This is a genomic window from Litorilituus lipolyticus, from assembly GCF_006439335.1.
Classification (GTDB): Bacteria; Pseudomonadota; Gammaproteobacteria; order Enterobacterales; family Alteromonadaceae; genus Colwellia; species Colwellia lipolytica.
In genome coordinates, this window is sequence record NZ_SAWY01000020.1 from 68,468 (window position 1) to 94,440 (window position 25,973).

Consider the following 25,973-nt stretch of genomic DNA (forward strand, 5'->3'; position numbering starts at 1 on the left):
AAGACAACAAACATGTATATATAGCAAAGCCTCTGAATAGCATTGAATACGTATGCATGACAATGCTGCCTTATGAATACGTATGCATTTAACATTTGCTTGTTTTTTGACTAACTTGTTCATACACTAAATTTGCTTGCCTAGTTCTATAATAAGAAAAACTAAATAAAACAACACTATAGTGTATATAAGAAATAAATTCCGATAATAAAAGAAAGCAACTACACATTGCGACAATGCAAAACATTTAGCATAAATACACTTTGTATTTATTAAGGAATACACATGAAAAAGTTTAATCTCAGTGCTCTGTCTATTGCACTTATGATAGGTGGAGTACAGCTCGCTGCAGTGCCAAGCTTTGCTTATGCTGCTGAAGCAGAAGCAAGTACAAACGCAGAAGACTCAACGAAAAAAGAAGATGATAAAAAATCCGTTGAGGTCATTGAAGTAACAGGTTTTAGAGGCAGTGTAATTAAATCACTGAATACAAAACGATTTTCAGATACGGTAGTAGACGCTATCTCTGCTGATGATATTGGCGGCTTACCTGATGTTTCTATTGCCGACTCATTAACACGTTTACCTGGTGTTACTTCTGTACGTATAGATGGTCAATCAAGTGAATTGAACGTTCGTGGTTTATCTGGTGGCTTTGTTTTTTCCACCTTGAATGGCCGTGAAATGGTATCGACCAGTGGTGGTCGAGCAGTACAATTTGATATTTTCCCGTCTGAACTAGTCTCACAAGCGCAAGTATACAAATCTCAAAAAGCATCTTTAATTGAAGGTGGTATCGCCGCAACCATTAACTTAGAAACTGCCAATGCTTTAGACAATGACGAAGATCATTCATTCCGTGCGTCTTTACACGGTAACTACAATGAAGCAGCAGCAGACAATGAAGATTCAGACACCTTTGGTCGCCGTTTAACACTTTCTTACCAAGGTAAATACCTTGATGAAACTTTAGGTGTTGCAGTAGGTTGGGCGAATATGTTCCAACCAACCGTTTCAAGCCGTTTTGTAAACTACCAATTTGATAAAAGAGATTTATCTGCAGCCTATGATGGTGCACCAGAGGAAATATTAGTTTCTTCCGGATTTGAAATTAATGAGCGTGGCGGTGAAGACAAGCGCGACGCCGTAGTATTAGCACTAAACTGGGAACCAAGAGATGATTTAAGGTTCCAATTTGATGGCTTCTATTCAAAATTTGATTCAGAAAAGTGGGATCGTGGTCTGCGTGTTTCAGGCATTAATAATATTGCCGTCGCTGGTTCTACACTTTTATTAGATAACCCATTAATGGCTAATGGTGCTCTTGTTGGTGGAACTCTTTATCGAGACCGTGACGGCACAGCCGCAGCTCCTCCATTTCCGGGTTCTTCTAGAGATTTAAATATTCAAACTCAAGCTGATGATAATACTACTGAAAGTGAAATGAAATCTTTCGGCCTTAAATCTGAATGGGATATTACTGATGACTTGACTATGGTTGTTGATTTTTCTCACTCAGAAGGTAGCGAGACCTACAAAGATCAGGTTATGCGTATGGCCTACTTTGAAGACTCTAGTGCAGAATATCCAGTAATTGATGACAACATCATCTTGAAGTATCAACTTAATGGTTTAAATAACCCTTACTTAGAGTTTAATCAAGATTTTACTGATACTGCCCATATGATGGTTACCAGTGCAGAATCATACCCACATTATGAAGATAATTCGTCTGATGCCATTCGTGTAGATTTTGCTTACCAATTAGAAAGCGAAGTATTTAGTTCAGTTGAGTTTGGTGCGCGTGCATCACAACGTGAATACGAAGTAAGCCGTGGCCGCTTCTTATACGGCACCACAGACTACAACATGCGAAATGGTCAATATCTTACTTTTGGTACTGACGCTGATGGTAATACCATCATTGTTGATAACTTTGCACCATTTGCTTTAGACAGCACTAATTCTACAGTAACAAGTATTGGTGGTGATTTATCGGGTATGCCGAATTTCTTATCTGTTGATAATGACGCTATTTTAAATGCATGGATCCCTGGTGTTGACCGTACTCCTGTTAGAACGTGGGAACATGATTGGACGATGACGCAAGGCAACTTAGTTGAAGAAGATGTCTTAGCTGCTTACTTCCAAATTAATATCGATGCTGAGGTATTTGGCTTACCGGTAACAGGTAACGTGGGTGTTCGCTATGTTTATTCAGATCAAAGCAGTACAGGCTTAGTCAGTGTTGGCGCAGGAAATGGTGACCCAATTGCTGATGATTTGGGTGAAATCAATAACAACTGGCAACGTAAAAAAGTAGGCGATAGCTACAGTGATTTCCTACCTTCATTAAACCTAAACTTTCAGCTAAGTGATGATGACCAATTACGTTTTGCATACGCAAAAGTAATGTCTCGCCCAGATATGCCAACAATGGCTAACAGTGGTAACTTTGACTGGGTTGAAGATAAAGACGAAGGTCGTTATCAAATCAACTTAAATAGTTCAACTAGCCCATTCTTACGCCCATTTTATGCAAATCAGTTTGATTTATCCTATGAGCATTACTTCTCTGAAACTGATGGCGCCTTTGTTTTTGCTGTTTGGTATAAAGACATAGAAAACATGGTTGGTGATGCTGAAGATAAAAACTTCGACTATGAAGCCGCAGGCATTGAAGTACCACCGACACCAGAAAACAAACTATATGACCCAATTACTGGTGAGCTAATAGATTACGCTAATGGTACATACTGGCATGCTGAAAATAACGCTGATGCAGGTTATATGCGTGGTGTAGAAATTGGTTATACCCAAACATTTAGTTTCTTGCCGGGCTTATTATCAGGCTTAGGTGCTAACGTGAACTTCTCTTACACAGACAGCGAAATTCAAGTGGAGTCACAAGTACCGGGTGAAGATGGTGCTCCGGGTCCTATTGAAGGCCTGTCGCCACGAGTTGTAAGTGCAACCTTATTCTACGATTGGGAAGAGAAACTATCACTTCGCTTTAGCGGTCGATACCGTTCAGCTTATTTAAGCCAACAAATCGCTATTGGTAGTGCACAGTCAGCTTACTTTGATGAAGAAACCATTTATTCAGCGCAAGCGTCATATAACTTCACTGATAACTTCCAAGCAGTTGTTTCAGCGGATAATATTACCGATGAGCCGAATATCTCATACTTTGGTGATACCTCAAGAACGGGTACTATCCAATACTTCGGTCGTACCATCTACTTTGGTGTTAATTACTCGTTCTAATCGAGTAGCGTAAACGACAAATAAAGTGCAATAGCTAAGGTTATTGCACTTTTTTTATATCAAAAACATACTTACCTTCTTACAATTAAATACTTAAGCAATGTAGTAGTTTGTGCCAATACCTTTTAAGATAGCACCTTTTAAGCTAGTGACTTTTCATTGCTCATTCAGACAATAGAAAACTAAACTTATGCAAAATATATCGTTACTTAATAACCTTAATAAATTCAAACAATCACCTCCAAATTTACTACCTTCAAGCCGCTTAATTTACGGCTGTATGCGAATTGCAGGTGATAATTCTGCAGTTGATAAAGACAAAGGGTTAAAGGCTATTCAAGCAGCTATAGAGGCGGGTTATAATCATTTTGACCATGCCGATATCTATGGAGCGGGTCAGTGTGAGCAATTATTTGGTGAATTGTTAACTCATTCTTCCCATTTAAGAGACCAGCTAATCATTACCTCAAAAGCAGGGATAAGACAATCTCCGCAGCGCTATGATTTTTCGCATGATTACTTAATACAAAGTGTTGAAGGCTCATTAAAAAGGCTAAACACTGAATATCTCGATATTTTTTTATTACATCGTCCTGATTACTTATTTAATGCTCAAGCACTGGCTGAGACTTTTAAGCAATTAAAGCGAGAGGGCAAGGTTAAATATTTTGGCGTAAGTAACTTTAGCCCATCTCAAGTATCATTATTACAATCAGCACTAGATGAACCACTTATCATCAACCAAGTAGAAATAAATCTGCATAACATCAGCAGCTTACAAGATGGTACGTTAGATCAGTGTCAACAGCTTGGCATAACACCTGTTGCATGGTGCCCTCTAGGCGCTGTCGCTTATCCTGCTTGGGGAAATACGTTTTCAAAAGATGATGAGAAACGTATTAAAGATGAGATATCTAAACAAGCGACAAAATATGATGTTGAAGCATGGCAAATTAGTTTAGCTTGGTTATTAAAGCACCCTGCGAATATTTGTCCTATTATTGGCTCAACAACTCCAAGCCGTATTAATGCAGCCAAACAAGCGTTAACTATCGACTATAGCCATGAAGATTGGTATCACTTATTAGAGGCTCGTAATGGTCAGCCATTACCTTAATAGCCACTTTATAAATGCTTAACCAGTATCCTAAATCAATAACTTAAAACAATAACTTAAAACAACAACCTCAGGGTAAAAGAATACTTTATGATCAGATTATGCTTACTTTTAATGATTTCAGTTTTGCTTTTAGGTTGTGCTAGCAATCAGATCGAGAGAGTTCAACAAGAAACGTCTGTAATAAAATATTCAAAAAAATACCCTAGTGGTGATCGCTTTGACAATTTATACCCGGGCAGAAAGGACTACCCATTAACATGCCAAGAAAACTGCTACCCTTCATCACAATATGTACTTTGTCAGAGCGAAGCTGAACAGTGCCAGTTTAATAAAGAGCAAACCCCACCAAATCTAGAAGCTGGATTTAAAATAAGGTGGCTAGGCCATGCCAGCTTTTATATTGAAAGCCCTGATGGCAGTAGTATATTAATAGACCCTGTTAGCGGTCAGTTTGATTGGCCAGTTGATTGGGCATTTAGGCTCAGCGCTGGTTTTTTCAGAAATGAAGCAAAGTGGCCTACTATGGAAGAAATTAGCAATGTCGATGCCGTCATGTACTCCCATATTCATTATGATCATTTTAATAAGAGTGATATTGCTGCTGTTGGTAATAATGCCGAATTTTTAGTACCGCTAGGCTTTGCTGAGCATTTTCCAAACAATGGTTATAAAATCAATGAAATGAGTTGGTACTCGGCTAAACGTATTGGCAAGCTTAATATTAAATTTGTACCTGCTCACCATTTTAGTAGTCGTATATGGGTCCCCTATCTTTATGAAGATAATGATAAAACGCTATGGGGTGGTTGGGTAGTAGAGCATCAAGGGAGAAAGATTTTCTTTGCTGGCGACACCGGCTATTCAAAACATTTTGCCGATATTCAGCAACGTTATGGCGACATGGATATATGCCTAATGCCAATAGCTTCCTATTACCATAAAGAGAATAGCGATTGGTATCGCTATGTCCACACAACCCCCGAAGACAGCTTAATTGCAGCTCAAGAACTTAACTGTAAAGTAATGATCCCATGGGGCTATGGCAACGCCAGTTGGAAAATGGGCGATCATAGTTCACATTCAGCCTTATTACGCTTACTACACATGTATAAAGAAATGAACTCCTCCATTCCGTTACATATTTTAAATGAAGGCGAAGAGGTTGTTTTTTGACCCCCCCCCCTCAAAAAACAAAAAAATAGAAATACAATATACAAAAGCAACATTTCAAGTAAACGATTCTATTTATTGTGAAAAACAAAACATTTTCGTCGAAAAGCACTTTTGTATGACAAACAAAATTGTATACAAAAATGCTTTTTTATTGGAAAACGGTTGAAAAGCATGCTACAAGTTACTATTCATACTAGGATGAAAACTTATTTTTAACGCTTCAAATCTATTAGAAGGAGACAATAGAAAAAGCTTGCTGTAGAAATAGATAATAATAATGAATAATAATTTGAGTCCAGATTTAGCCCCTTATCAAGGCATAATATTGAGCTTAGTTGCTTATGCTAACCATCATAAACTTGATCATCTCATTGAAAAGTTAACACCTAAGCTAAAATCTTCTGTTCGTTTTCTAATAAAAATGGAAATAAAACGTGTCGCGAAGCCATGTAATTTAGTGATGGATTTTCGTTCAATGTTTGATAACTGCGAAGAAGTTCACCATAACGAGCAATGCCACTACCTAGATGAAATTTCAAAAACGCTATTCTTAGAAAGCGTGCAAAACAATCAGAATAATTTCTGTATTTACATGTATAACGAATTAACACAGAATGCTAAAGCACGCTATGTTGAACAGAAAAAAAATCAAACAGAACAAGAAAAGAGGCTAAACAATTCACTTAACGTTGCAGTTGCCAGCCCTATTAATTTAAGTAATCAAAACTATTTTCATGAAGATCCCAATAGCTTCCACTCAAAATGCAGAGCATTTACTTATGATCCTTTAGGTATGTCTCTAAACGGTAAACTTGCGATAGGCAAACAAGTTGAGTTAATTGATTTAAATATTTCAAACTGCATTTTTAAGACAACGATAGATATTACAGACATTGAAAATGATGAGTTATTTTTGTGGTTTTATGATCATGATAAAATACTAAACTTCGAGCCAGAAATCACCCTGCCCTACAAAGTCGTTAATAAAGAATATAATAACGGTTTTTATCATTATCATCTCAAGCTATCGCAAGCTTGCGCACAAGAAATGTTAACGTTACTTACCAAGCTGCTACAGCAAAAATTCGCAGCGAACAAACCGCACCGTAAAAAACAAATTATCCCCCTTATCGACTCGGTCATGGCAAAAAGTCATGAACAATATCTTACTTCTCGAATTACCGATATCCCGTTATTATGCGCAAAATACACTTCAGGGTGGAGACCTGATAGCGGGCTTTTCACGGAATCAAATAAAGACCTTTGGCAGTTTTTTTCTGACAATGAAAACTTAGCTCCTTTTTCTAAGTTATTTAGCCATGAACACATTCAACAGGCCTTAGATAATAACGAACGGGTAAATGAATATGCTTATATCCTCAAGCACCAGTATGCCGATAAAAATCAGTTCATCATTGTTTGGCAACACCAACTAGAAAATGATCAAAAAGCCAGAACGCTATTACAAGAAACCATTTTAGCGGGTGAGTATCGTTACGTTCGTTTATCAATAAAGCCAGTAAACGCCGTTGATGACGCTTATTTGCCTAGTGCCGTTGCTAGTTCTACTAGCCCTGCTATGGCATTTATGAATAGACCCTTATCTCGTCCGATTCTCAATTCGTTGAAACCGATAAATTACATCGCAGTGCTCACAGATATTACAGAGCTAAATAATACGTTAGCTATACCTGAGAAGTTAAAAGTAAAATCTAAACCATTACATGAAATTGCACCAATTAAGTGTTCTTCGCAATTTCTATTGCCACGCTTAACACGTAAATCCCAATTGAAAAAAGTAGTACTCGACCTTCATGACTCTCGAAGAGAAGAACGCTTTAGTTTAGAAATGGATATCAAAATTACACGTTGTGGAAAATCACCGTGTAAAATCAAAGGTCACACTGTAAATATTTCATCTCGTGGCTTGGCTGTTCACTTAGCACAACCTTTAACCTATAAGCCTGGGGATATTATTTCCCTCACGCTTAAAATACCGACGAGCGTTGATAATAGCGTGAAAAATATCACTTTACGACAGCAGAAATATCAAATACTTGCTGGAAATGATACTCAACTTAGGCTAGTCATTAGCGGCATAGAAAAACGCCATGATGGTTGTAAATTTTTACGAGAATTTATTCTTAACAATATGGATGATTTACAGCTTGCCAGCGCCCTTCCCGGTGAAATTTACGGCATGTCACAAGCCATTCGTAATATTTACGCAAAAAACCATTTGTCAGTCCCTTTCTTTATTCATCAAGATAAACGCCAGTGGTATATTAACTCACTAGCATTAAACGCTGACACTAAGTTTCCGTCTTTATCGAGCGAACAAGCGTCAGATCAAGACATGTTAGTCAAACTCATTAATCAAGAAAAGTTTCAAAACTATTGCTTAATTAAGCTCAATAAAATAGCAGAACAAAAAGATTTTAATGTCTTTTATATGGTGACCGTACCGCAAGTCTCGGCAAAAGAAAGCGAAAAGCTATTTTGGTTTGGTGACTTAGAACAATTACAAAAGTCAGGAAAGCTGCCTGAAGTTATGGGAAAAATTAAAGCGTTAGGCAACCCAACTATCGTAAGGGTTCAAATCTCTAAACCACAGGGTATTGCAGCAAAGGGCTTTATTGATGAGTTACATTACTTAAAGAAAATATCACCCAATGATGCCAATGAATTAATTAGCACGATTGAACAAGTTGCAGGAATTGGAGAAGTGACCGATCACACTGAGCAAGTGCTTGAGATAGTGAACAGCTATTTTGCTAATAAAACAACACAAGATTTTGCTAATAAAACAACACAAGATTTTGCTAATAAAACAACACAAGATTTTGCTAAAGCGGGTTAACAAAACCTTGTGTTAATTGATAGTTAGTTTAACGTCAGTAAATAACTGATAATATTTTTATAATCTTCAACGAAATTCTTTTGATCCAACGCTTTAGAATTAATCGCGTATTTACCATTCACTACGAAGGCTGGTACACTTTTTACGAATCGGCCTTGTGATAGTTTGTCTTGAATTTTCTTATTACGTTTTGCTTGGCTAACCACAGCAAAGCTTTTGATACCTTTATCAAAAGTAGCGCCATCACCACCAGCAGCAATAAATAGCTTTCTTACATCTTCAATTCCATTAACCTGCTTACGATCTGTTTGTAAGTAAGCAAAGGTTTTGTTGTTGTACTGCTTTTCAATTCCAGCACGCTCAGCGAGTAACAAGCCTTTACTTAATAAGAACTGATTATCTGCCGAAGTTGCGCCCATAAAATCAACATGCGTTTTCGTTAATGGTACACCTTCTGGTAGCACTTTCTTTAAATCAGGTAAAACCGTTTCAAAGCGACGACACGCAGGGCAGTAATACGAGAAGTATTCTCTAAGCTCAGGTTTAGCTGCGCCTTTACCTGGAATAACTGAATAGTGTTTACCTTCTTCATACTTCGCAGCATTTGACATAAAAGGGACAAAAGCGATAACGAATAAAGCAATGAGTAGTTTTTTCATAAAAATCCTGTGTTTAAGCTTAACTAAGATATATTCAAAAAATGATATCACTATTTGCTACCACAAGAAAACACTAGCCTACTGTACTATGTAAAAAGTTGTAACGAGTTAATGGCTAGTCTTGCCATATTTATCAATAATTTCTTCTCTTAAGCTTTTTAATAGTTCTAGAGTAGCATTCATATTCTCAATATAGCCTGTGGGTTCATTGACACCAGCACATACTGTTGATTTTCCCGCAAGATTATATGGAAACCAAAAGAGGGAGTTTCCTAAAGAGTACTCACATTGCCGTTGAATATCTAATAAGGCTTGTTTATCAATAGATTGTTGATATTGAACATTCAAAACTTTAGCGAGTAAGTTTTCTGTAGCTTGTTCATTAAATATTCCCTTAACTATATTGCCCAAAATCATTTCAGATTTTTTCTCATGGTTTTCGCTTGCTTTAATTGCTTGTTGGAAAAAAGCAGAGCCAAACTGCCACTCACCTAACGCAATAAGCCCTAGATCAGGCCCTGAGTTTAGCGTCGGTAATACTGTATCTAAATTCGCAATGTTTCCATGGGTATGACTTAAGTCTGCTAAGATGATATTTACCCAACGAAGAAAGTTTTCATAGCGATAAAATGTTAAAGAATTCCCCATCCTTGTGTGAGAAGACATAAAAATCATCTTTCTAAACATAGCTTCTTGTTTAATTGCAGCTAGCGTACTTGCTAATCTATTACTTTCTGCTTTTCGCCAGATACTTAGCATTTGCATATCAAATAGCCTTGCAAGCAGAAAGTAATCACCCATGACACCATAGCTCGTATTTTCAGGAATAATTTCAAACCAAGCAGTAAGTGCAGACATTGTTTCATAACGCTTTTGCAGTAACTTAGTACCATCAAGCAGAACATCAATTTCTTGTTTTTTAGCGATTAAACTTTCTCGACATTCCTTTCGATCAAAGCCCAAGTTTTTACAGTCAGAAATAATATTGTAATGAGAGCTCTCTAATAAATTAATATCAGCTAAAACGCTGTTATATATCTCATGTTTAGGATCTTTACTTAAAAGCGCAGTATTTTTTATACCTTCAACAAGAACATCTGCACCTTCAGGGGCTTCTATTCCCATAAGATAAATAAAAGCATTATCTTTATCAGCTACGTTCGCTAATTGTTCAAGTTTTTGTTCAAACTCAATAGCAAGGGGGGATTTGTCTTCATCAACGATGTTGATAATAACCAGCAATAAATAGAGTGATAGTGGTAAGCCAAGTAAGAGAAATGCGAACCATTGAAATGATGTATTTAGAGCCCGTTTCACAAAGAATATCCTTATATACTAATACGTTATTAGCATATAAGGATTCATGTCTTGTGTACAGGTATTTGCGCTAAAGGTTATGCATTACTTCGTGTTGAAGATAGCAAAGCTTAAGGGGGCAATTGAAATAGTATTTCCTTGCAATTTAGTATCTGCATTGGCAGCATGCATTAAGCTAAGTGGCAATGCTTTTAAACTATTAGCATTCAAAGACAACTGTTGTATTTTTGTGTCGGTATTAAAAGCAATAACCAGCTTTTGCCCTTGGTATGCTCTACTAATTACAAATAACCCAGGTGTCTTTTGAGCATACAAGGTCTCTTGCTGACCAAAACGTAATGCAGGATTTTGCTGATATAACTGAGTTAATTCAACAACCTGCTGGTAAAATGGATGATTAGCATCAAAATTATCATCAGCCGTAGTGCGCTTAGTAGCTAGTAAATAATCCTCATTATAACTAGTCACTTTTGAAGGCATCATGTCTTGTCGCGACGCTTGGTCACCACCATAACCTATAAAACCTTGCTCATCACCGTAGTAAATGACAGGCACACCGCGAGCAAAGAATACAATGGCATTGGCTAACATATTTCTTTGAATTTGGGCTTGTTCGCTATAGTTAAATTCACTGCGTCTAACAAAATGAGCAAATCGCCCCATGTCATGATTACCCGTGAAATTTACGAGCTGATTTGCATCGGTTTGACTATTACGATAAAGATGATCTTTAGCAAAAAGTTTGGCTAACTCATCAGTACCTTGTTGTTTCACTAAGGTTTTTTCTAAGGTACTTTGTAAGGCAAAATCAAGGACAGAAGGCAGCTTAGCTTCAGTGGTATATTTACTTAGTGCTTCAGGTTCAAAACTATATACTTCACCGAACATAAAGAAGTTTTCTATGCCTTGCTTTTGCGCATGAGACATAAGTGCAGGTGAAAATGCTTGCCAAAACTCCATATTCACGTGCTTCACGGTATCAATACGAAATCCGTCTGGCTTAAATTCGTCAATAATATCTTGATAAATTTTAATCATACCCTTAACAACATGGTCGCTATTGGTATCAACATCATCTAAACCGGAAAAGTCACCTCTAAGCGCACTTTCGCCCTGCCAAAATGAGTCACCTTGGTTATGGTAAGCTTTAATGTCATTTAACCAATCGGGTGTTTTAACATTTTCATTACCAGCAGGAATTAACGGGGTATAACTATCACCTTTTGCCACTTGTGCCATAGATTTAAAAGGGCAACTATCCCCTTCTACTAGCCAACCTAAGCCATCTTTGCCATGGCATTCTTCGTATTTAATTACATCAGCGGTATGGTTGGTGATGATGTCAAAAAACACTTTCATATTGCGTTGATGTGCCTGATCGATAAAGTGCTTTAATTCTGCATTAGTACCTAAATGCGGATCAATTTCAGTAAAGTCTAAAATCCAATAACCATGATAGCCAGAGCTTCCTGTTTGCATGGCTTGATTTCGTAAAACAGGAGTTAACCAAATAGCTGTAATACCCATGTTATCTAGGTAATCAAGTTTTTCTGTTAAACCCGCTAAATCCCCGCCATGGTACATACCTTTGTTGGTAACATCTAAACCGCCATGAGATAAAGCACGTTTTGCATCTGTGGCTTTTGCTCCTAAATCATTTGATTTATCAGCATTATGAAAACGATCAGGTAAAACAAAGTAAAACACTTCATCTTGAAATGCACGCTGCTGATAAGGTGCAAGATGCTTGGCTTTGGCAATATAGTGTTTATTCGTATTTTGATTAACCTCTTTATGAGCGTAAGCACTAGGGGCTCCCGCCAAAATAGTGGTCAATAATGAGGATAACAATAAAGTATATTTGCTGAGTTTTTTCATTTTTATTATGCTCTATTCAAGGTGTTCATGTTAACCAATAGAAAAAACACCTCAATGATTTATTTCATTGAGGTGTTCAAAAAGCGTTATATTTTTGCGTAAAAACAACCAAAAGCTGGTAAATCAATACTCAAGTTATTTCCTTGAACTTGTTTAAGGCTCCCTGACAGTAAATTATGCTCTGTCAGTGCTATTAGGTTGCTTTCTTCAAACGTCTCAATACAAGAAAGATCTAAGTTAGTTTTTTGCGAATGCTCACTTAAATTGAAGCAAATCACTAACTGTTCTTGCTGGAAAGTTCGCACAAAAGCCAATATTGGTTCTTCACTGGCTAACATTTTGATATCGCCATATAAAATAGCAGGTTGGCTTTTACGCCACGCATTGAAATGACGATAGCTATTCAAAATAGAATCCGCTGATAATTCTTGCTTGTTAACAGACTTAACAATATGGTCAGGCGACATAGGTAACCAAGGTTTAGCTTCACTAAAGCCAGCATTAACTTGTGAATCTTGCCATGGATGTGGTGTTCTACAGCCATCTCGTCCTTTAAACTGTGGCCAGAAAGTAATGCCATATGGGTCTTGAATATCTGCATAGGCTATATCGGCCTCAGTTAATCCAAGCTCTTCACCTTGGTAGCTACAAACACTACCGCGCAGTGAAGCTATCATAGCAAATAACATTTTGGCAAAGCTTGGAGCTTCATAGCCTCCCCAACGAGATACTACGCGTTGCACGTCATGATTAGAAATAGACCAGCATGGCCAACCATCGCTCACACGTGACTCTAATGATTCAACCACTTGCTTTATATAGCCTGAAGTAAAATTGTCAGTTAATAAATCAAAGCTGTAACCCATGTGCAATCTTGCATCACCTTGGGTATATTCTGCCATAGTTTTTAACGAGTCTTCAGATGAAATCTCACCTAACGCTACCGTACCAGGATACTTATTAAGTAACGTACGAATAGACTCGATAAAACCTAAGTTTTCATCTTGAGTATTATTAAAATAATGATACTGATAGGCATAAGGGTTTTTCTCATCAAAACCAATGCTTTGTCGTAATTCTTTCGGCTTGGCAGGGTTATCGCGTAACTGTGCATCATGAAAACAAAAATTAATAGCATCAAGTCTAAAGCCATCTACACCGCGCTTTAACCAAAACTCTACATTATTTAATACTGCTTGGCGTACATCAGGATTATGGAAATTTAAATCTGGCTGACTTGATAAAAAGTTATGCAAATAGTACTGCTGACGGCGAGGCTCCCACGTCCAGCCTGTGCCACCAAAAATTGATAACCAGTTATTTGGTGCCGTGCCGTCTTCTTTAGCATCTGCCCAAACGTACCAATCTGCTTTATCATTGGTTTTATCTTCACGACTATCAAGAAACCACTGGTGTTGATCTGAGGTATGGCTTAATACCTGATCAATCATAATTTTGATACCTAAAGCATGAGCTTTCACCACCAATTCATCAAAATCAGCTAGTGTGCCAAATAATGGATCAATATCGCGGTAGTCACTAATATCATAACCAAAGTCTTTCATAGGTGATTTGAAGAAAGGAGATATCCAAATCGCATCTACACCAAGACTGGCAATATAATCTAATTTGGCAATAATACCGGGTAAATCACCAATTCCATCTTGGTTGGCATCATTGAAGCTACGTGGGTAAATTTGATAAATTACCGCACCGCGCCACCACATTTGTTCACTCATGTATAAACCCCGGGAAAATTATCAGTAAACATTTACGTTTACACTTTGTTATTGAATACATTTGGTTAAAACAGTCACTATTGAAAAACAAAACAAGTTACTGTGAGTCAACCTATTAAAAAGAATACGCAATAACCTAAAGAGGTAACAGGGCTTGCATACGTATGCATGAGCAATGCAAGAAATTACATACGTATGTATTTTTTGATGAACTCTTTACCCTTTGTGGCTTTGAACTGAATTTACATGCAATGCTGTTTGCATACGTATTCAAGATGTCGCGGTGACTATACTGAGGTTATTATCATGATATCACTGCACTATTAATAAGAAGAACCGCTTGAAATTATTTGTCAGAACCTCCGCTTTTACTCTGCTCTTTTCTTTAGTGCTTTTAGCTAGCACCCTATGGAGTGCTAATGTTTTAGCAAGTACTCAACCAGATACTTATCAAAGTCACGTCTTTGAAAAGACTTATTTGAAGGTTAACACTGCGCAACATACTATTCACTTGACTGCTTATGACACTGCAATAGAAGTGCTTTATCAAAGCGATAAAACACCACTCCCCTCATATGCAATAAAAGAACAAGCCAAACCACATGCTGCACACTTTCAAGAGGCTAACAATGAATTACTCTTTTCTACAGGAGAACTAACTGCTGTTATTAACAAAAGTCCTTTTAATATTAAGTTTTACCATCGAGGTGATTTACTTATCGGCGAAGAAGCCGGTTACGTAAAGCAACTTAAAGAGCAAGGTGAGAAGGATATTTTTCACGGTTTTCGTTTTAAATTAAGCGAAAGTGAAAAACTACTTGGTGCAGGCGAACGTGTACTAGGAATGGATAGAAGGGGTCATAGGTTACCACTTTATAATAAAGCACATTATGGCTATACCACTGAATCTAACCAAATGAATTTTTCTATTCCTGCAGTATTATCAAGTAAAAAGTATTTATTACTATTTGATAATTCAGCCAAAGGCTGGTTGGATTTAGGGAAGTCTACATCTGATATTCTTCAATTTTCAGCCGTAAGTGGCCGCGCTTCATATGTGATATTTTCGGGTGATAGCTATCCAGACATCATTCACAACTATGTAAAACTAACAGGTACACAGCCAATGCCCCCTCGCTGGGCTCTAGGTAATTTTGCTTCTCGTTTTGGTTATCGTTCTGAAAAGGAAGTAATCTCGACCGTAGAAAAATTCATAGAGTTAGATATCCCGCTGGATGCTTTAGTACTCGATTTATACTGGTTTGGCAAAGATATAAAAGGCCATATGGGCAACTTAGCTTGGGATAAAGAAACTTTCCCAACCCCTGAAAAAATGATGAACAACCTTAAAGAAAAAGGCGTAAAAACAGTGCTCATTACTGAGCCTTTTGTACTCTCAAGTTCAAAAAAATGGCAAGATGCGGTAGATAACCAAGCGTTAGCAAAAGATGCCAATGGAAAAGCTAAAACCTTTGATTTTTATTTTGGTAATACAGGGCTAATTGATGTTTTTAATGAAACAGGTCGTCGTTGGTTTACTGATATTTATCAAACATTAGATAAACAAGGCGTTAGTGGTTGGTGGGGCGACCTTGGTGAGCCAGAAGTTCACCCAAGCGATACATTACATACCCTAGACAATGGTCTCAAAGTCAATGCTGATGCTATTCATAATGTCTATGGCCATCAGTGGGCAAAAATGCTCTATGAAAATCAACTCGATTTACACCCAAATGTACGCCCTTTTATACTTATGCGCTCTGGCTTTGCGGGTTCACAGCGCTATGGCATGATCCCTTGGACTGGTGATGTTAGTCGCTCATGGGGTGGATTACAGCCACAAGTAGAACTTAGCTTGCAAATGAGTTTACTGGGTTTAAGTTACACACACTCAGATTTAGGTGGCTTTGCTGGCGGCGAAAGCTTTGATAAAGAACTGTACATACGTTGGTTACAATATGGGGTTTTTCAACCTATTTATCGTCCACATGCACAAGACAATATTGCGCCTGAAGTCGTTTTTCATGATAAAGAAACCCAAGATATATTACGTGAGTTTATTAAGCTGCGTTATCAATTACTGCCTTATAACTACACATTGGCTTATCAAAACAGTACTACCGGTATGCCACTTATGCGCCCGTTATTTTTTGAAAATGAACACAATACTCAATTCATCAATAATGCACAAAGTTACCTCTGGGGTGATGCATTCTTAGTTACACCAATTGTTAAAGCTAAGCAAAAAGAAGTCGAAATACAGCTACCTCAAGGCGTTTGGTTTGATTACTTTTCAGGTAAAAAGTACCAAGGCAACCAGACAATCTCTTTGCCGACAGCACTTAAAACCTTGCCCGTAATGGTTCGTGCAGGTTCATTTATCCCAATGGCTTCAACTATGCAATCTACCCAAGAATACAGTAGCCAGCAATTAACACTGCATTATTATGCAGATAAATCTGTAAAAAACAGCTCAGGTCAAATGTATGAAGATGATGGTGTTAGCGTAAACAACATTGCCAATCAACAATATGAAATACTTAACTTTTCAGTAAATAATGAGAGCAATTTATCATTTAAGCTATCTCATCAAGGACAATACCAAGGGATGCCTAAGTATCGAGATGTTAACTTAGTTATTCACCACTTAGAAAAGCGACCAAAAGAAGTCAAATTAAATGGTCGTAATTTAAAAGTAGCGCAGAACGATAAAACGCAAGCAATTTGGGATGCTACGAAGAAAACTTTCACAGTAAAATTCACTTGGCAACATGAGAAACATGGGCAACAATACCTACAAAAGCCAATAACGCTAAGTGTAAAATAAGCCATGAAAAGTAATCAGCCAAGCGCATTAAATTTAATCGCCGATATCGGTGGAACCAACATTCGTATCGCCCTAGCTGATGCTAATGCCGAACAAAAATTTACTCACATTGAAACCTATCGATGTGCAGATTTTACTGGTTTAAGCGAAATCCTCGCTCTCTATATTAGCAACCAAGGGTTCCATGACAAGACAATTAACGCTTGCCTGGCAATAGCTTGCCCAACTGACCAAGACATTATTTCAATGACTAATTTGCCTTGGCAGTTTTCTCAAAAAGCCTTAAAAACTGAACTAAACCTCAGCAGCTTATCGTTTATAAATGATTACACCGCGATTGCGATGGCTATTCCTTTATTAAATGAACAGCAAAAAGTACAAATTGGTACGGGTAAAGCAAAGACAGGAATGCCCATTTCCGTCTGCGGCCCAGGAACAGGCTTAGGTGTTGCAAATTTAGTAAACATCAATAACCAATGGCATTGTATTAGCGGTGAAGGTGGTCATGTTGACTTTGCGCCTGTGAGCGATGAAGAAATTCAAATCCTAGCGAGTCTGAAAAAAATCAAAGAACGTGTTTCATATGAACAACTATTATCAGGCTATGGCTTAGAACAAATATATACAGCGTTAGTTGAAATAGATCAGGTTGATGCCCCTGCTAAACTATCAGCACAGCAAATTAGTGAAAGTGCAAAGAACGCTAGCTGTGCTACTTGTAACAAAGCATTAGATACTTTCTGCAAAGTACTAGGAAGTTTTGCGGGTAACCTTGCCTTAACATCAAATAGTCAAGGTGGTGTTTATATTGCGGGTGGTATAGTACCGCGATTTATAGATTATGTTCAAAACAGTCAATTTAGAGCACGTTTCGAATACAAAGGGCGTTTATCAAATATTCCAAAATCAACACCAACCTTTGTTATAACTGAACCTCAACCAGGTTTATTAGGTGCTGCAGCTTATATACTGCAACAGCAAAGCCAATAAAAACAGCATTACTCAGGTAAAATGCCCCGTTGAATACGTATGTAAACGCTAGTTCAAACAATCTTTAGTGAGTATATTAGTGCTATTGAAAATGATTTTTCAATGCACACTCTGTTTGATATTGGCCCAGATTTTAGGCAAAAGCACTCGTTGTGAGTGCTTTTTTTATCAAAATCAATAATGCCAATAAAACAGTATAATTATAATGATAAAACTAACGTGATAAGAGCATTCAATTATGAGCAAACAAAGTCCCCAAGCCGTTGGCAAACCCAAACTCAGTTTTTGGCAAATATGGAATGTTAGCTTTGGTTTTCTTGGCGTTCAGTTTGGCTTTGCTTTACAAAATGCTAACGCGAGTAGAATTCTTTCTGACCTAGGCGCCGATCTTCACTCTTTATCTTTATTTTGGCTTGTGGCGCCGATTATGGGGCTAATAATTCAACCTATTGTTGGCTCTGCATCTGACAAAACGTGGAATCGATTAGGCAGACGTACTCCCTATATTTTAGCGGGCGGTATTGCTGCAGCAATAGGCATGCTATTAATGCCAAATTCTGCAACGCTAGCAAGCTTTATCACACCATTAATTTTTGGCGCTATGATGCTAGCCATAATGGATGCTTCATTCAATTTAGCTTTTCAACCATTTAGAGCCTTAGTGTCTGACATGGTACCTGCTGAACAACGAAATATAGGCTACTCCATACAGTCTTTTTTAATCAATATTGGCGCGGTTCTTGGTTCAATTTTACCTTTCGTATTAACAAACGTGATCGGTTTAGAAAATACGGCAGGTACTGGCCAAGTAGCCCCTTCGGTTATTTGGGCTTTTTATATTGGTGCTACCGTGATGTTAGGCTCTGTATTATGGACAGTATTTCGAACTAAGGAATACGCTCCAGGTTGTAACGGCTTAGCGACTCTAGACACATCAAAATCTGAAGATTCACTCTTTAAAAAGTTATCTGATTTCTTCGGCTTAATGAAAACCATGCCTGCAACAATGAAGCAATTAGCCACAGTGCAATTCTTCTCTTGGTTTGCGTTATTTATCATGTGGGTTTATACCATGCCTGCAATCACTCAACATATTTGGGGTATAGAGGCTAAGTGGTTTGATCCAGACTATCTAGCGTCTATTGCTGTTGTCCCTCAAGAAATAGCGGCCGCAAAAGGTACAGCCGGTGACTGGGTGGGTATTATCTTTGCTGCTTATTCATTATTTGCGGCAATTGCTTCATTATTTCTTGCGAAAGTAGCCAATAAAATAGGCAGAAAGCTCACCTATTCCTTATCGTTGCTTGCAGGCGGCTTAGGTTACCTAAGCATTATGTTAATGCAAAACCCTGAACCAACAATGGTAAACCTATTTATTACTCAAATTGAAGTTCCACAAGGTGCCGTATCATTGTTTTTACCTATGGTAGGGGTGGGTATTGCATGGGCTGCTATTTTAGCGATGCCTTATGCTATTTTGGCTGGCTCTTTACCTGCGAAACAAACAGGCGTATATATGGGAATATTTAATTTTACCATTGCTGCACCACAAATTATTTCAGGGATTTTTGCAGGTTGGATCTTAACTACAGTATTTAATAACCAAGCGATTTATATCATTATGCTTGCAGGTATTTCTATGGTGCTAGCAGCCATGTCGGTTTACTTTGTTAAAGAAGGTACTGAACAAGCAATAACAACAGAAGGTAATGATCGTAAAAGTGCAGTCACAACAAGCTAAAAGTTATTGCCTGTAAACATCAAAAAAGGACGCATGGGCGTCCTTTTTTGATGTTATAAATTCACTTATTGAAATCCTCAGTAATCAGCGGCTACTCTCCACATGATTTTCTAACGACTAACTCAGGTTTTATGAGCGAAGTGCTTACATCTTCTCCTGCAATAAGTTTTAACAAACTTTCGACTAACATTTCACCCGCAATTTTTGTATCTTGCTTTACTGTGGTAAGTGGTGGAAAAGTAAAACTCGCAATAGCGATATCATCAAAACCCGCGACAGTGACTTCTTCTGGAATAGACTTACCATGCTCTTTTAAGGCTCTCATTGCGCCTATGGCGATCAAATCACTGGCTGCACAAATCGCATCAAAAGACTCATTACTTTCAATTAACCGACACGCAGCTTTATATCCAGCTTCTTCAGTATAAAGCGCATTAAATTGTAGTTCAGGGTTCACTGTTAAATTGTGTGATTTAAGTGCTTCACAATGACCTTTATAGCGATCAAAAAATTCAGGTGCATGGCTAGAAGCACTACCTAAAAAGGCAATATTTTTGCGACCTTGATTTATAACATGCTCGGTAACTTCTTTGCCGCCTTGAAAATTATCACAGCCAATCGAAACAAGAGATAAATCTTCTACCTCAGCGCCCCAGCGAACAAAGTGCGTTCCTTGTTCTGTTAACTGGACGAGCTTTTCTTCAAAATCAACAAAGTCGCCATAACCTAATAGTATTAAACCGTCTGCTTTATTACTGTCTTCAAAGTCTGCGTGCCAATCATCACTCGCTTGTTGAAAAGAGACCAGTAAATCATAGCCTTTATTCGAGCATGCTCGAGTAATACTACCCAACATGGATAAAAAGAACGGGTTAATCGCTGAATCATCATTTGTAGGATCTTCAAACAATAGCAAAGCAATAGTATCACTTTGTTGAGTACGCAAATTACTAGCATTTTTATCAACTTTGTAATTTAGTTCTTTGGCTATAGCTTGAATTTTTGTGCGGGTAGCCTCATTGACCAGAGGGCTATTGCGTAATGCTCTAGATACGGTGGACTGTGAAACCCCCGCTCGGTATGCAATATCAAATGAAGTAGCTTTATCTTTCACATTGGTATACTCAAAACAACTGTATTAACAAGAATATACTTGCTGGAATTAGATTGAAAGCCTAAATACAAAAAAGCCTAAGTATTTCAACTTAGGCTTTTTAATCATTGTAAAGAGTCATTGGCAAAGTGTTAGAAGATTGAACCTATTTCTAAACTAACCATACCAAGGCTTAAGTCTTCTGAACTGCTCAAATCTACCCAGCTTTGTTTGTAACTTGCCCTGAAAAACATACTGTTATCAAGTTCATAACGAACACCTGCTGCTACATTATAAGAAAAACGCGTATCTGAGTGAGTATTTTGATAACTGTCACAGATATAACCCCACCAAGGATCCCACCAACAAATACTACCAGGAGGACCATCAGCAATATTGCTGTCTAAAAAGCTCCATCCTAACCCCGCTTGTACAAACGGTGTAAACTGCTCTTTTAAGACATGATAAACAACATTAAATTGCGTCTGATAAATATTCATTTGGTGATCAATTTCAAAAGTATCACCGTCATCCTCAATTAATTTAGCTTGATAATCAGGCTTAACTGATGAAAAATCAAAATTAACTAATACATGAGCATTAACGTTATAGCCTAAAGTGAAACCCCAACCATATTCACTATCTAAGTCTAAGGATGATTCATTGCCACCCTTAACATCAGCAGATTGGCTGTTAACTAATTGGAAACTCGCTTCCCATCTATTTTCACGTTTAGTATAACTCGCAAACGCATCAACACTCATACATAGCAAAGTACAAAAGAGTGCCATTTTCATTAACATTGTCTTGGTAAACATATCATCTTTCCTTAGTGCTATATTTATTTATCCAGCAATTACTTTTACTTTGCTGCACGAGAAACGTACTCACCAGAGCGCGTATCAATTTTTACTTTCTCACCGATTTGTACAAACAATGGCACACGAATTACTGCACCAGTAGTTAACGTTGCAGGCTTACCACCTGTACCGGCAGTATCACCTTTTAAACCAGGATCAGTTTCAACTATATCTAACTCAACAAAGTTAGGTGGTGTCACCGAAATAGGCGTGCCATTCCATAAAGTGATAGTACAAATATCGCCTTCAGCTAACCATTTTACTGCATCAGCAACGGCTTTTTCTTCTGCGCCAATTTGCTCAAAGGTTTCATTATTCATGAAGTGCCAAAACTCACCGTCAGCATAAAGATATGCTAGCTCAACATCCATAACATCAGCGCCTTCAACCGACTCACCTGATTTGAATGTTTTCTCTAACACCTTTCCTGAAACCAGTTTACGAATTTTTACGCGGTTAAACGCTTGGCCTTTACCTGGTTTAACTAATTCATTTTCTAGTATGTTACAAGGTTCGCCATCTTGCATGATTTTTAAACCAGCTTTAAATTGATTCGTGCTGAAGTTAGCCATAAATATACTCTTTTTTTATTAATTGGATCTCAGTTGCGTTATTATTCGCATATTGCTATCAACTTATCTTAGATAACATTAAAGAGATTATAAATTGAATTTAGAATTGCCGCAGATAATACCTCAAATAGAAAAAAATTTGCACACTTCTTGGCAAAAAGATTTGCGTGAGGTCATAACTGATCCCAAAGAGATGCTGCAAATGTTAAATATATGTCCTGATGATTATTTGCAACATTTCAAAGCAAGAAAATTATTCCCTGTTCGTGTGCCTAAATCCTTTATCAATCGAATGGTGAAAGGTGATATAAACGATCCTTTATTAAAACAAGTCATGCCGCTTTCCCAAGAGTTTGTTATTACAGAGGGTTACAGTCTTGATCCGTTAGAAGAACACGACACAGTAGCTGAAGGTCTGCTGCATAAATACCACAACCGCGTTTTAATGGTAGTTAAAGCAGGCTGTGCCGTTAATTGTCGTTATTGTTTTAGACGTCATTTTCCCTATCAAGATAACAGCCCAAATAAGCAACGTTGGCAAGAAGCATTAACTTATATAGCTAAGCATAGTAACGTAAATGAAGTGATTTTCAGTGGCGGCGATCCTTTAATGGCTTCTGATGAGCACCTTGAATGGTTAATAAAACAGCTTGAGAAGATTTCTCATGTCAGAAGGATCAGAATCCACTCAAGATTACCTGTCGTCATGCCAAGCAGGGTGACAAACAAACTGGCAACCATTCTTAAGCAATCACGATTAAAGAGCACTATTGTATTACATATCAATCACCCTAATGAGATCAATAAAGAGTTCAACGATGCATTAGAGCCTCTTCGCTGTGCACGTATTCCTCTATTTAACCAAAGTGTACTACTTAAAGGGGTAAACGATAATGCTTCATGCTTAATTGCTCTGTGTGAAACATTATTTGATATCGGTATTCAGCCTTATTATTTGCATTTATTTGATGCAGTACAAGGAGCAGCTCATTTTGACGTTGATGAAGAAAAGGCTAAGCGATTAGCTAACGAAATGTTAGCAAAGTTATCTGGTTTTATGATGCCAAAATTAGTTCGTGAAATTGCAGGACAACCTAACAAAACACCGATTAATCTGGCATAATTTGCCCAGCATAACGCAAAAATCTCAACTCGAATTTAAAGAATCATTATGACCAAAGCAATTGAACAACAACTTATTGAAAATATATCTATTATCTTAAAGAAATCACTATCTGCTGATGCAACATTAGCCGATTTAAGAGAACAAAAGAAAGCCAGTTTTGAAGCCATATTTAAAAAAGATAGTGGTTTTCAGTGCAGCGCAAATACTTTTCAACCGTATGTAGAAGAAGTTGCCGACGACTTACTAAAATGGCAAGCTAACAAAGACCAGCAAATACTTATCGCTTTAGTTAAAAAAATTGAACAACTATTTACTGTACTTGGTAATTTAGAGCAAAGTTATAGCGAATAACCCCTTAGGTTAAGTTTAAATTTCGCTCATTCACTACTTGTAGCTGACAGTGATGTTGTTCTAACAAAGATAATATCGTTAAATTTAACTCATTTATTTCATCAAGATATTCATCAAAATCAGTAGTATTCACGTAAGCAAGAATATCAAGTTCAAGTCCCAATGTTGTATATGCCTTAAAGTGAGTTCTTAGTGGCTCACTGGCAATCTTTTCATGTTGTTGTAAATGTGTTTTTAACTCGTCCAAGAAGTTATTAATATTTTCTCGACGACATTGCGGCGTTAATAATAGTTTAGGTCTAAAGGCTATTCTCTCTCGCTCAGAATAATTTTCAATATCCATATCAATAAACTTAGCATTCGCAACATAAATAACCGTTCTATCGAGAGTTCTAATGCGTGTAGAGCGTAAACCTATTTCTTCCACTACTCCATAGCTTTGACCAAAACGACAGAAGTTCCCTATTTTAACAGGGGCAGAAGTATACAAAGTAATAGCGCCTATCATATTCTCCACAGTTTTTTGTGCAGCTAAAGCTAGCGCTAAGCCACCGATACCCAAACCAGCGAGTAACGTTGATGCGTTAAAGCCTAAGTTTTCTAACCAAATTAATGAAGCAACAATGACAATGAATAGTTTAGCTACCGTACCAGCTGGTCTTAACAAATACACTGCAAGTGGCTTATCTTGAGCAACAAACTTGTCTGCTAATACCACCTTTAATAAATCAATAAGACGAAAACACACCCAACACCAAGCAAAAATAAGAATGGTGGAACCTTCCATTACCGCTTTAACTGCTAAGGTAACATTAGAGCTATCAACAAGATTTCGGGCGATAATAACAGCAAACAAAAATGCCGCAGGACCTTTAATAAAGGCTAACGGTGCACTTGATATTTTAGGATAAATACGTTTTAACAGGCGAACTAAAAGCCATGCACTTGCATACGAGGCAATGTAAGTGCAAAGCAGCATCAATGTGAAATATAACCACTGCCACAACATAACACCAAAAAAGTCGATGCTAGGTAGATTTCTAGCTAACCACTCCCCTAAAGGTGTATAAGAAAATGCAGCAAATAAGAAAGGAATCTTTTCTACTGTCGCATTTGATACTTTCCATATTTTTACTCGATCTTCTTGACGAGGTACACGTTGCATCAAGATATCATATTGCTTTTCTTTAACAGAAACCTTGCCTATAGATTCTCTATATGTCGGCAAACCATCATTAATATTTCCTCGACGGTGATCACTTATACTCGTTAGATCAACCCACAATTTTCGATTTAGCACGACATAGAATTGCCTTGCTAACTCTTCTTTTCCAACGGCTAAAGTCTTTTCCGAAATATTTCTATAATCTAAATAATTACTGGCCAGTGTTAAATCCCCCGCCCGCATTGCCAGTAAATAACCTGCGATAGCACTGCGCGGTTGCCCTCGTTCAAAATCATCAAAAGGTACATTAACATCATGTTTATCAGCCATTTCTTCTAATGTTTGCGAAGATTTTTCTTTTTGTTCTAAAATCTCCTTCACCGACACTTCTTTGGACTGACTAACGCTTTGCCCTGTGACATGAGCTGATATAAAAAAGCTACATAAAAGAAGCACTAGAGAAAAACTTTTAACACGGGATATATGAAAGAACATGAAGCAACATTCCAGTTTATTAACGAAATACCTTTATCAATAAATAATAACGTAGTTTTATCCAGTGAGTAAGCCATATTTGATCTTCCAACTACCTCAAAGAGTTATTTGGAATTTAAAATAAAAGCGTAAAAAAGCCGCTTAAAAGCGGCTTTATTCTGCAAGTTATCAATACCGTTACTTAGAGACGGCTGCTAGCTCAGCTTGAAAGGTTTCAGCAAACCAATCATCTAACATCTTTTTCTCATAACCTAAGGCTTTATTACGATATTTTAAGTTTGAAGAACTCATAAAGTTCATATCGCGAACTTTTACCGTATCGGCTTTTAACTCTTTACCGTTTGCATCTAGTAGTTGATATGAGAAGTTCATGCGCGGTGGATAATTATGCTTTACTATGCGCATTCTATTAATACCACCAGCCATAGTATCACCGGCTAAATCCACGTCGGTTACAATAATCTTTAATACTTGCTCTTTAGGGAGTTGAGACGCTAACTCAGCAAAGTGATCTTCCAATTGCTTAAAGGTGCGTTCACGAAATCGGCTGCGATTTTCATTACCTTCATGGATGTCACGATAACTTTTATAGTCTTTCCATTCCACTTCACTTGAAGCAGCCCATGCAGATGGCATTGAGATAGCAACGGAAATAAAAATAGTTAATAAAGTTGTTTTATTCATTAGTATGTCCCTCATCTAGTGCTTTCATTATCATTAGACCAAAAAAAGCACGTTTA

At 37.5% G+C, this 25,973-nt stretch carries 18 protein-coding genes; 9 read left to right on the forward strand and 9 right to left on the reverse strand.

Features of this window, described 5'->3' with window-relative positions; all coding sequences use genetic code 11:
- Nucleotides 1-285 precede the first annotated feature (285 nt).
- The 4 genes from EPA86_RS09635 to EPA86_RS09650 all read left to right on the forward strand — a co-directional run bounded on the left by EPA86_RS09635 (nt 286) and on the right by EPA86_RS09650 (nt 8,420).
- Nucleotides 286-3,267, forward strand: a complete 2,982-nt coding sequence (locus tag EPA86_RS09635) for a TonB-dependent receptor (protein WP_140603236.1) — start codon at nt 286-288, stop codon at nt 3,265-3,267.
- Between the two features lie 190 nt (nt 3,268-3,457).
- Complete coding sequence (locus EPA86_RS09640) at nt 3,458-4,384, forward strand: aldo/keto reductase (RefSeq protein ID WP_140603237.1); 927 nt, start codon at nt 3,458-3,460, stop codon at nt 4,382-4,384.
- Nucleotides 4,385-4,474: 90 nt separating this feature from the next.
- The gene (locus EPA86_RS09645; RefSeq protein ID WP_140603238.1) at nt 4,475-5,560 is read left to right on the forward strand and encodes an MBL fold metallo-hydrolase; all 1,086 of its coding nucleotides are present in this window, start codon (nt 4,475-4,477) and stop codon (nt 5,558-5,560) included.
- A gap of 277 nt (nt 5,561-5,837) precedes the next feature.
- Nucleotides 5,838-8,420 carry a PilZ domain-containing protein gene (locus tag EPA86_RS09650; protein ID WP_140603239.1) on the forward strand — a complete coding sequence of 861 codons (2,583 nt, stop codon included), beginning with the start codon at nt 5,838-5,840 and terminating at the stop codon, nt 8,418-8,420.
- 23 nt (nt 8,421-8,443) lie between these two features.
- On the opposite strand, the gene EPA86_RS09655 is transcribed toward EPA86_RS09650, so the two are convergent.
- The 4 genes from EPA86_RS09655 to EPA86_RS09670 all read right to left on the reverse strand — a co-directional run bounded on the left by EPA86_RS09655 (nt 8,444) and on the right by EPA86_RS09670 (nt 14,013).
- Nucleotides 8,444-9,079 (reverse strand): thiol:disulfide interchange protein DsbA/DsbL, encoded by a 636-nt coding sequence (locus tag EPA86_RS09655; RefSeq protein WP_140603240.1) that lies wholly within the window; start codon nt 9,077-9,079, stop codon nt 8,444-8,446.
- 108 nt (nt 9,080-9,187) lie between these two features.
- Nucleotides 9,188-10,396 carry a hypothetical protein gene (locus tag EPA86_RS09660; RefSeq protein ID WP_140603241.1) on the reverse strand — a complete coding sequence of 403 codons (1,209 nt, stop codon included), beginning with the start codon at nt 10,394-10,396 and terminating at the stop codon, nt 9,188-9,190.
- A gap of 84 nt (nt 10,397-10,480) precedes the next feature.
- Nucleotides 10,481-12,274, reverse strand: a complete 1,794-nt coding sequence (locus EPA86_RS09665) for an alpha-amylase family glycosyl hydrolase (protein ID WP_140603242.1) — start codon at nt 12,272-12,274, stop codon at nt 10,481-10,483.
- A gap of 86 nt (nt 12,275-12,360) precedes the next feature.
- On the reverse strand, nt 12,361-14,013 hold the full coding sequence (locus EPA86_RS09670; RefSeq protein WP_140603243.1) for an alpha-glucosidase family protein: 1,653 nt from the start codon (nt 14,011-14,013) through the stop codon (nt 12,361-12,363).
- Nucleotides 14,014-14,353: 340 nt separating this feature from the next.
- On the opposite strand from EPA86_RS09670, the gene EPA86_RS09675 reads away from it, so the two are divergent.
- The 3 genes from EPA86_RS09675 to EPA86_RS09685 all read left to right on the forward strand — a co-directional run bounded on the left by EPA86_RS09675 (nt 14,354) and on the right by EPA86_RS09685 (nt 19,571).
- Complete coding sequence (locus EPA86_RS09675; protein WP_140603244.1) at nt 14,354-16,840, forward strand: glycoside hydrolase family 31 protein; 2,487 nt, start codon at nt 14,354-14,356, stop codon at nt 16,838-16,840.
- Between the two features lie 3 nt (nt 16,841-16,843).
- The gene (locus EPA86_RS09680; protein ID WP_140603245.1) at nt 16,844-17,830 is read left to right on the forward strand and encodes a glucokinase; all 987 of its coding nucleotides are present in this window, start codon (nt 16,844-16,846) and stop codon (nt 17,828-17,830) included.
- 238 nt (nt 17,831-18,068) lie between these two features.
- A complete protein-coding gene (locus EPA86_RS09685) occupies nt 18,069-19,571 on the forward strand; it encodes an MFS transporter (RefSeq protein ID WP_140603246.1) in 1,503 nt (500 codons plus the stop codon).
- Between the two features lie 91 nt (nt 19,572-19,662).
- Here EPA86_RS09685 and EPA86_RS09690 read toward each other — a convergent pair whose 3' ends face one another.
- From EPA86_RS09690 to efp, 3 genes are all read right to left on the reverse strand, one after another.
- Entirely contained in the window at nt 19,663-20,685 is a 1,023-nt protein-coding gene (locus tag EPA86_RS09690; protein ID WP_140603247.1) for a LacI family DNA-binding transcriptional regulator, read from the reverse strand.
- Nucleotides 20,686-20,816: 131 nt separating this feature from the next.
- A complete protein-coding gene (locus EPA86_RS09695) occupies nt 20,817-21,482 on the reverse strand; it encodes a porin family protein (RefSeq protein WP_140603248.1) in 666 nt (221 codons plus the stop codon).
- Nucleotides 21,483-21,526: 44 nt separating this feature from the next.
- On the reverse strand, nt 21,527-22,096 hold the full coding sequence (gene efp, locus EPA86_RS09700) for an elongation factor P (RefSeq protein WP_140603249.1): 570 nt from the start codon (nt 22,094-22,096) through the stop codon (nt 21,527-21,529).
- A 106-nt stretch (nt 22,097-22,202) separates the two neighbouring features.
- Between efp and epmB the strand changes: the two genes are divergently transcribed.
- Nucleotides 22,203-23,219 (forward strand): EF-P beta-lysylation protein EpmB, encoded by a 1,017-nt coding sequence (gene epmB, locus EPA86_RS09705; RefSeq protein ID WP_170309629.1) that lies wholly within the window; start codon nt 22,203-22,205, stop codon nt 23,217-23,219.
- A 48-nt stretch (nt 23,220-23,267) separates the two neighbouring features.
- Nucleotides 23,268-23,573, forward strand: a complete 306-nt coding sequence (locus EPA86_RS09710) for a hypothetical protein (protein WP_140603251.1) — start codon at nt 23,268-23,270, stop codon at nt 23,571-23,573.
- A 4-nt stretch (nt 23,574-23,577) separates the two neighbouring features.
- Here EPA86_RS09710 and EPA86_RS09715 read toward each other — a convergent pair whose 3' ends face one another.
- Nucleotides 23,578-25,119, reverse strand: a complete 1,542-nt coding sequence (locus EPA86_RS09715; RefSeq protein WP_246058338.1) for a mechanosensitive ion channel family protein — start codon at nt 25,117-25,119, stop codon at nt 23,578-23,580.
- A gap of 291 nt (nt 25,120-25,410) precedes the next feature.
- Nucleotides 25,411-25,917: a DUF3016 domain-containing protein gene (locus EPA86_RS09720; protein WP_246058339.1), complete on the reverse strand. Its 507-nt coding sequence runs from the start codon at nt 25,915-25,917 to the stop codon at nt 25,411-25,413.
- Between the last annotated feature and the right edge of the window lie 56 nt (nt 25,918-25,973).

Excerpts from the sequence above, each read along its gene's own strand:
- EPA86_RS09720 (WP_246058339.1), bottom strand. The coding sequence starts at position 25,917 with ATGAATAAAACAACTTTATTAACTATTTTTATTTCCGTTGCTATCTCA.
- EPA86_RS09635 (WP_140603236.1), top strand. The coding sequence starts at position 286 with ATGAAAAAGTTTAATCTCAGTGCTCTGTCTATTGCACTTATGATAGGT.
- EPA86_RS09685 (WP_140603246.1), top strand. The coding sequence starts at position 18,069 with ATGAGCAAACAAAGTCCCCAAGCCGTTGGCAAACCCAAACTCAGTTTT.
- EPA86_RS09670 (WP_140603243.1), bottom strand. The coding sequence starts at position 14,013 with ATGAGTGAACAAATGTGGTGGCGCGGTGCGGTAATTTATCAAATTTAC.
- EPA86_RS09710 (WP_140603251.1), top strand. The coding sequence starts at position 23,268 with ATGACCAAAGCAATTGAACAACAACTTATTGAAAATATATCTATTATC.
- EPA86_RS09695 (WP_140603248.1), bottom strand. The coding sequence starts at position 21,482 with ATGTTTACCAAGACAATGTTAATGAAAATGGCACTCTTTTGTACTTTG.
- EPA86_RS09640 (WP_140603237.1), top strand. The coding sequence starts at position 3,458 with ATGCAAAATATATCGTTACTTAATAACCTTAATAAATTCAAACAATCA.
- EPA86_RS09655 (WP_140603240.1), bottom strand. The coding sequence starts at position 9,079 with ATGAAAAAACTACTCATTGCTTTATTCGTTATCGCTTTTGTCCCTTTT.
- EPA86_RS09665 (WP_140603242.1), bottom strand. The coding sequence starts at position 12,274 with ATGAAAAAACTCAGCAAATATACTTTATTGTTATCCTCATTATTGACC.
- EPA86_RS09680 (WP_140603245.1), top strand. The coding sequence starts at position 16,844 with ATGAAAAGTAATCAGCCAAGCGCATTAAATTTAATCGCCGATATCGGT.
- EPA86_RS09645 (WP_140603238.1), top strand. The coding sequence starts at position 4,475 with ATGATCAGATTATGCTTACTTTTAATGATTTCAGTTTTGCTTTTAGGT.
- EPA86_RS09650 (WP_140603239.1), top strand. The coding sequence starts at position 5,838 with ATGAATAATAATTTGAGTCCAGATTTAGCCCCTTATCAAGGCATAATA.
- efp (WP_140603249.1), bottom strand. The coding sequence starts at position 22,096 with ATGGCTAACTTCAGCACGAATCAATTTAAAGCTGGTTTAAAAATCATG.